This is a genomic window from Mesorhizobium sp. M7A.F.Ca.CA.003.01.2.1 (assembly GCF_003998945.1).
Lineage (GTDB): Bacteria > Pseudomonadota > Alphaproteobacteria > Rhizobiales > Rhizobiaceae > Mesorhizobium > Mesorhizobium ciceri.
The window spans coordinates 1-6,765 of the sequence record NZ_RZRA01000201.1 but is presented as its reverse complement, the minus strand read 5'-3'; the positions used below and the strand labels follow the sequence as shown (position 1 = coordinate 6,765).

At 64.1% G+C, this 6,765-nt stretch carries 6 protein-coding genes and 1 pseudogene; all 7 read right to left on the bottom strand.

Annotated features, from left to right (window positions below; all coding sequences use genetic code 11):
• Window positions 1–366: pseudogene (locus EN969_RS10960) on the bottom strand (3-oxoacyl-ACP synthase); the annotation flags it as partial.
• Complete coding sequence (locus EN969_RS10955) at window positions 363–1,628, bottom strand: adenosylmethionine--8-amino-7-oxononanoate transaminase (protein ID WP_063169255.1); 1,266 nt, start codon at window positions 1,626–1,628, stop codon at window positions 363–365. The gene EN969_RS10955 and the pseudogene EN969_RS10960, both read right to left, overlap by 4 nt.
• A complete protein-coding gene (gene bioD, locus EN969_RS10950) occupies window positions 1,628–2,263 on the bottom strand; it encodes a dethiobiotin synthase (RefSeq protein WP_063169254.1) in 636 nt (211 codons plus the stop codon). Before bioD ends, EN969_RS10955 begins: the two co-directional genes overlap by 1 nt.
• Complete coding sequence (locus EN969_RS10945; RefSeq protein WP_024505572.1) at window positions 2,260–3,399, bottom strand: 8-amino-7-oxononanoate synthase; 1,140 nt, start codon at window positions 3,397–3,399, stop codon at window positions 2,260–2,262. Before EN969_RS10945 ends, bioD begins: the two co-directional genes overlap by 4 nt.
• Complete coding sequence (gene bioB / locus EN969_RS10940; RefSeq protein ID WP_224570943.1) at window positions 3,396–4,364, bottom strand: biotin synthase BioB; 969 nt, start codon at window positions 4,362–4,364, stop codon at window positions 3,396–3,398. The genes EN969_RS10945 and bioB overlap by 4 nt, the downstream gene beginning before the upstream one ends.
• 174 nt (window positions 4,365–4,538) lie before the next feature.
• Window positions 4,539–5,420, bottom strand: a complete 882-nt coding sequence (gene nadC / locus EN969_RS10935; protein ID WP_063169252.1) for a carboxylating nicotinate-nucleotide diphosphorylase — start codon at window positions 5,418–5,420, stop codon at window positions 4,539–4,541.
• 1 nt (window position 5,421) lies between these two features.
• On the bottom strand, window positions 5,422–6,765 hold a 1,344-nt coding region (locus tag EN969_RS10930), incomplete at its 5' end, for an L-aspartate oxidase (protein WP_127419121.1).

The window sequence follows — 6,765 nt, the reverse complement described above, 5'->3', positions numbered from 1 at the left end:
CATCAGCGCATAGATGAAGCCGGCGCAGGCGCCGGTCAGGTCGATCGCTCCGGCGCGGCCTAGCCCCAGCCGATGTGCGACCAGCGGCGCGCTTGGCGGCAGAAGGTGATCGGGCGTCGACGTGGCGAGCAAGAGTAGACCGACGTCGCCGCGGTCGATACCGGCATTGGTCAGCGCCATGTCGCCGGCAGAGGCGGCAAGGCCCGACAGCGTGTCTTCGTCTGTTGCCCAGAAGCGCGAGCGAATTCCGGTGCGCCGCTCGATCCAGCCGGGCTCAAGCCCGAGCCGGTCTTCGATTTCCGGGTTCTCGACCTTGCGCGTCGGCGCATGATGGCCGAAGCCGAGAACGCGCGACGATAGGTTCATGGCCGCGAGCCGAAGCGTTCGCCGGCCTCCTCTATCGCGTCATAGAGCCCGTCCAATTCGTCGCTGGTGATGCAATAGGGCGGCAGAAGATAGAGGACATTGCCGAGCGGGCGCACCAACAGGCCGCGCTCAAGGAAAAAAGCGCGCAGTTTTGGCCCGATCTCGGCCAGATAACCGGCTGAGCCGGTGCGTAGGTCGAGTGCCGCGATGGTGCCGGTTGTCCGGCAGTCGGTGAAATATGGATTGTCCCGGAAGCGTTGCAGCCCCGCGGCCTGCCTCGCGCTCAAGACCGCGATCCGCTCGGCCACCGGCTCGTCACGCCAGATCTCGACATTGGCAAGTGCTGCCGCGCAGGCGATCGGATTGGCGGTGTAGGAGCTCGAATGGAAAAACGTCTTCTTGCGATCCTCCGAAAAGTGAGCGTGGAAGATGGCATCGGTGGCGATCGTGGCGGCCAGCGGGATGGTACCACCGGTCAGACCTTTCGAGGTGCACAAGATGTCGGGCGAGACGGACGCCTGTTCGCAGGCAAACATGGTTCCGGTGCGCCCCCAGCCGGTCATCACTTCATCGGCGATCACGAGCGTGCCGGAGGCTTCGGCGATCCTCTTCAATTCGGCAAGAACCCAGGCCGGATACATCAGCATGCCGCCGGCGCCAAGCACCAGCGGCTCGACGATCAGCGCGGCTGCGCGCCGGTCGCGGCTAACGGCCTCGAACCGATCCAGCGTTTCCTGCTCGCGCCCGGCGGCCGGGAAGGGGATGGTGTCGACCTCGAACAGCAAAGGCTCATAGGCGGCGTTGAAGACGCCACGGGCGCCGACGCTCATCGTGCCGATGGTGTCGCCATGATAGCTGTGCTCCATGACGGCGATGCGCGAACGCGACGCGCCGATGTTACGGAAATAGCCGAGCGCCATCTTCAGCGCGACTTCGACTGAGGTCGAGCCACTGTCGGAATAGAACACCCGGTGGAGGCCGGCGGGTGCGATGCCTACAAGCGCCTCGGCCAGCCGTTCGGCCGGCTCGTGGGTGAAGCCCGCGAAGATGATCTGGTCGAGGCTCGAGGCGGTCGTCTCGATGGCCTTCATGATGCGGGGGTGGCGATGGCCATGGGTGACGACCCACCAGGAAGAAATCGCATCGAGGATGCGGAAGCCGTCGGCCTTGTGGAGATAGGCGCCTTCAGTCAGCACGATTTCAGGGAGCGAGGGCTCTAGCGCGTGCTGCGTGAACGGATGCCAGACTCGAGACTCCGCCATCAGTCGCCTCCGGCAATCATGGCCAGGTCGAAGCCGGAAATCATTGCATCTCTCAACGTTTCACCCGTCAGCGGACCGAGGTGCGGCAGCCTGCCCAGCTGCGGCACGCCGCCGAATTCCACGATTGTCCTTTGTGTATCGGCCACCTCTTCGCCAATGAAGGCAATGCCGATGAGCGGGATGGAGCGGGCTCTCAGGGCCTCGATCGACAACAGCGTATGATTGATGGTGCCAAGCGCGGTGCGGGCGCACAGTATGACCGGCAGCCGCCATTGTTCGAATATGTCAATGAACCTTGTCTGTCGATTGAGCGGCACCATCAGCCCGCCGGCGCCTTCGATGACGAGCGGTGTCGGCAGGACCGGAAATGAAAGATCGTCGGCCTCGATCGCGACGCCGTCGATTTCGGCTGATCGATGCGGCGACAGCGGCATCGTCAGTCGATAGACTTCGGGCAGCACGCGTCCGTCGGGCAAGCCGGAAAGCCGGGCGACGACCTCGCTGTCGGTCTCCTCGTTGAGGCCCGATTGCACCGGCTTCCAGTAGAAGCCGTCGAGCAGCCCGGCAAGTCCGGCCGAAAACACTGTCTTGCCAATTCCAGTGTCTGTTCCGGTGACGACGATGCGTTTGGTCATGCTGTGGCCAACACTCCGACGAGAGCCTCGACCATGGCGGAAATGTCGGCTTCGTCGACGTTGAGAGTCAGCGAAATGCGCAGGCGCGACGTACCCTCAGGCACTGTCGGCGGGCGAATGCCGCGTATGTCGAAGCCGCGTGCCTGCAGTCCTGCCGCCACCGCCATGGTGCGGCTGTTATCGCCGATCACAAGCGGCTGGATCTGCGAGCCGCTGGGCATCACGCCGCAGCGTTCGGCCAATTGCCGGCTCGCGAAAGCGACACGCTCGTGCAACTGAGCACGACGCATAGGCTCGTCAGACAGAATAGTCAGCGCCTCACGTGCCGCGACTGCCATCAGCGGCGATGGTGCGGTCGCATAGATGAATGGCCGGCACCGGTTGATAAGATAGTCGCACAGTGTTCGCGGTCCGGTAACGAGCGCGCCGGATGCGCCAAGCGCCTTGCCGCATGTGTGGAGCGTGACGATGTTGTCGCGGCCTTCATACGCGGCGGCCAGTCCCCGGCCGTCCGGTCCCCAGACGCCGGTGGCATGCGCTTCATCGACGACGATGAATGCCTGGTACCGATCAGCCAGCGCGACCAGGCTCTCCATCGGCGCACGGTCGCCATCCATGCTGTAAAGGCTTTCGAAGGCGATCCACACCCGCCCCATGCCGCCTTCGGCGCGCCAGCGGGTGATTGCGTCCTCGACAGCGTCGACGTCGTTGTGCGCGGCCAGCTTGAACTCAGCGCGCCCGGCCTGGGCACCCTCATGCATGCTGGCATGAGCGAGCTCGTCGAGGACCAGCAGGTCGCCTTTCTGCGGCAGGGCCGTCAGCAGAGCGAAGTTGGCGATATAGCCGCTGCCGAAGAACAGTGCACGCTCGGCTCCGAAAAATGCCGCTGCGTCCGCCTCCAGTTGCTCATGTTCCGGTGCATTGCCGCGCAACAGCCGCGATCCGGTGGCGCCCACTGGCGTGCCCCGCGCAATCGCCGTCGAAACCGCATCGCCCAGTCTTTTGGAGGCGGCAAGTCCGATATAGTCGTTCGACGAGAAGTCGAGCCCGGCGCGCGGTGCGAGCGTCCGCAACCGGTCCTTGCGCCCCAGTCCCCGCAAGGTTGCGTCATAGCGGGCAAGAATTGCCTCCTTCATTGCGTGGCGAGTTCCATAGGCTCAATGCCGAGGCGCCGGAACAGAAGGGTATCCTTGTCCTCGCCGGGATTTCCCGCCGTCAGCAGCGTGTCGCCGACAAAGATCGAATTGGCGCCGGCAAAGAAGCACAGCGCCTGCGTTTCGTCGCTCATCGCCGTCCTGCCGGCGGACAGCCTTACATAGGATTTCGGCATCATCACCCGCGCGAGCGCAACGATGCGGACGAAATCGATCGGATCGATGGCGTCGGCCGCGGCAAGCGGCGTGCCTTCGATGGGAATAAGCATGTTGATCGGCACGCTTTCCGGCGGCTCGGGCAGGTTCGCGAGCGTGACCAGCATGTCGATGCGATCGGTCTTTTCTTCTCCCATCCCGACAATGCCGCCGCAGCAGACTTTCATCCCAACCGCGCGCACGTGCCCAAGCGTTTTCAGCCGGTCGGCAAAAGTCCTGGTTGAAATAACCTCGCCATAGTAGCGCTCAGAGGTATCGATGTTGTGGTTATAGTAGTCGAGACCGGCCTGCTTCAGGCGAGCAGCTTGCTCAAGATCGAGCATGCCGAGCGTCATGCAGGTCTCCATGCCGAGGGCCTTGACGCCCTCAATCATGGCGACCACAACGTCCATGTCGCGCTCCTTGGGACTTCGCCACGCCGCGCCCATGCAATAGCGCGTTGCGCCGCCATCACGCGCCTTGGCCGCTTCGTCGATGACATGCTTGACGTCCACCAGCTTCGACGCCTTCACACCGGTTTCGTAATGCGCAGACTGGCTGCAATAGCCGCAATCTTCGGGGCACCCGCCGGTCTTGATGCTAAGGAGCCGCGACAGCTGCACTCGGTTTCGATCGAAGTTCTGGCGGTGGATCGTCTGAGCCAGGAACAGCAGATCGTTGAATGGCATGCCGTAGATGGCCTCGGCCTCTTTGCGGTTCCATCGCGGAGGCGTTCCGTCGACCGATTGCATGGTCTGGTTCACGTCGAACTCCGAGTTCATTCCAATCGTCATCGTCAAACCTTTGTTTGCTAGTCCGGTACGCCTTCTTGGCTTTGGGGCGCACTCGCTAAAGGCGAGCTGCGGCACGTCTTTCCAGCACCTCCTACGCCTGCCGAGCTGATGTTGCTCCTCACGCCGTAATCCTCAGTTCAAGTGCTTGCAGATGTTCTGGTGGTCCGGCATGTCCAGGCCGATGTCGAGGATCGGGGCGCTGTGCGTCAGCCAACCCATGGAGATGAGATCGACACCGGTCGCCGCAATCGCCGCCGCCGTTTTCGGCATCACCCGACCGGACGCCTCGGTGATCGTACGGCCATCCACTATAGAAACCGCGCGGGCAAGATCCTCGACCGACATATTGTCGAGCAGCACCGCGTCAACACCAATCGCGAGCGCTGCATCGAGCTGCTTCAGCGTGTCGACCTCGACCTCGACCTTCACCATATGCCCTGCTGCGGCGCGCGCCCGCTCTATTGCTGTGCGCATATCGCCGGCGATCGCGATGTGGTTGTCCTTTATGAGCACGCCGTCATCGAGGCCGAACCGGTGATTGGCACCGCCGCCGACGCGCACGGCGTATTTCTCCAATGCCCGCAGCCCGGGCGTCGTCTTTCGCGTCGATACAATCCTCGCCTTGTGACCGCGCACGGCCTCAACCATGGCCGCTGTGGCAGTGGCAATGCCGCTCAGCCGGCATAAGAAATTGAGGGCCGTGCGTTCGGCCGTGAGCAGGCCTCGTGCGGGTCCGGACAATCTTGCAATGGTTTCCCCGGCCCCAACCTCGCTGCCATCAGGGCGCCAGATCTGGATGTTGATCGCCGGTTCCACGAGAAGGAAGGCATACGAGACCAGATCGAGCCCGGCAACGACGCCCGCCTGCCTCGCTTTGAGCACCAACGTGGCAGTGCAATCATACGGGATAACCGCATCGGTGGTCAGGTCGCCGGATCTGCCCAGGTCTTCGAGGAGCGCAACGCGCACAATCGGTTCGATCAGGGTCGCGGGGAGGGGGGAGAATGAAGTCATATCAAGTGCTCCGTATGGTAGCCCGGCAATCGAGTGCGGCCGCGGCCCGCATTGCGCTGTGCAGTGTCAGCCGTGATGGGCGCACGTTGGCATCGTGGAGCGGGAAATCGGACCGACAGTGCGCGCCTCGACTCTCTTCCCGCCTCAGGGCCGCCGCGGCGATCATCAGTGAGACCAAAGCCGGACCAGAGGCAGCGACACTATTGGCTGCGATCGGCAGCAGGGTCGCCACCGCTTCGCGCATTGCCTCGCCGTCGCGGATGATACCCAGGGCGGCGGAGACAATCGGGCGGACCACGGAAGCGTCTGGTCGTGGAGGGACGAATGTGGAGCATCTGCGCGGTCGCCGGGTATACGACGTGCCGGCAACGCTTTCGGCAACCCAGCTCGCGGTGACCGCCGCTTCGGTGAGCGAGTTGCTGGCCAGGCGGTTGGCGCCGTGCAGGCCGGTACAGGCCACCTCACCGCAGGCCCACAATCCCTCGATGGAGCTGCGGCCGGCGCTGTCTACGGCGACGCCGCCCATGTGATAATGTGCCGCCGGGCGCACCGGGATCAGGTCGGTCGCTGGGTCGATTCCTGCGCTCCGGCACAATTCGGCGATGCCTGGAAAACGCTTGCCAAATCTCGGGCCGAGACTTTGCCGTGCGTCCAGGAATACGCGGCGTCCAACGGCAAGCTGGTGCCAAATGGCGCGCGCTACGACGTCGCGAGGCGCAAGTTCACCGCCAGGTGTGTCGGCGAGGAAGCGCTCTCCTCGCTCATCGATGAGCACCGCGCCTTCGCCACGCACGGCTTCGCTCACCAGCGGCATCGGCCGGCGCGGACCGTCGAGCGCAGTTGGATGGAACTGTATGAATTCCAAGTCGGCGAGTTCCGCCCCCGCCCATGCGGCGAGCGCCAGCCCGTGACCCCATGAGCCAGCGGGGTTTGTCGTGTCGCAAAACAGCCCGCCGACGCCGCCGGTCGCCAGCACCGCGCGACGCGTGGGCAGAGCGAGCGCGCCGGCTCGTCCTGCTGCGACCACGGCGATGACCGACCCGTCCTGCACGACCAGCCGGCGGACCTCCACATTTTCGATAATGGTGATCGAGGCTGTACGCCGAACCGCGGCGACGAGCGCGCGCACCAACTCGCGACCGGTGGCGTCGCCGGCTGCATGCACAATCCGCCGTCGCGAGTGTGCCGCCTCGAGCCCAAGTCGCAACGCGCGGTCAGGGTGCTGGTCGAAGTCGACGCCGAACCTTTGGATCGTCCTAATCGCTTCGGGTGCAGCTCGTACCACTCGCCGCACCGTGGCCTCATCGCAGAGTCCGTCGCCGGCAGCTATCGTGTCGCAAAGGTG

Excerpts from the sequence above, each read along its gene's own strand:
- EN969_RS10955 (WP_063169255.1), bottom strand. The coding sequence starts at position 1,628 with ATGGCGGAGTCTCGAGTCTGGCATCCGTTCACGCAGCACGCGCTAGAG.
- bioD (WP_063169254.1), bottom strand. The coding sequence starts at position 2,263 with ATGACCAAACGCATCGTCGTCACCGGAACAGACACTGGAATTGGCAAG.
- EN969_RS10945 (WP_024505572.1), bottom strand. The coding sequence starts at position 3,399 with ATGAAGGAGGCAATTCTTGCCCGCTATGACGCAACCTTGCGGGGACTG.
- bioB (WP_224570943.1), bottom strand. The coding sequence starts at position 4,364 with ATGCAATCGGTCGACGGAACGCCTCCGCGATGGAACCGCAAAGAGGCC.
- nadC (WP_063169252.1), bottom strand. The coding sequence starts at position 5,420 with ATGACTTCATTCTCCCCCCTCCCCGCGACCCTGATCGAACCGATTGTG.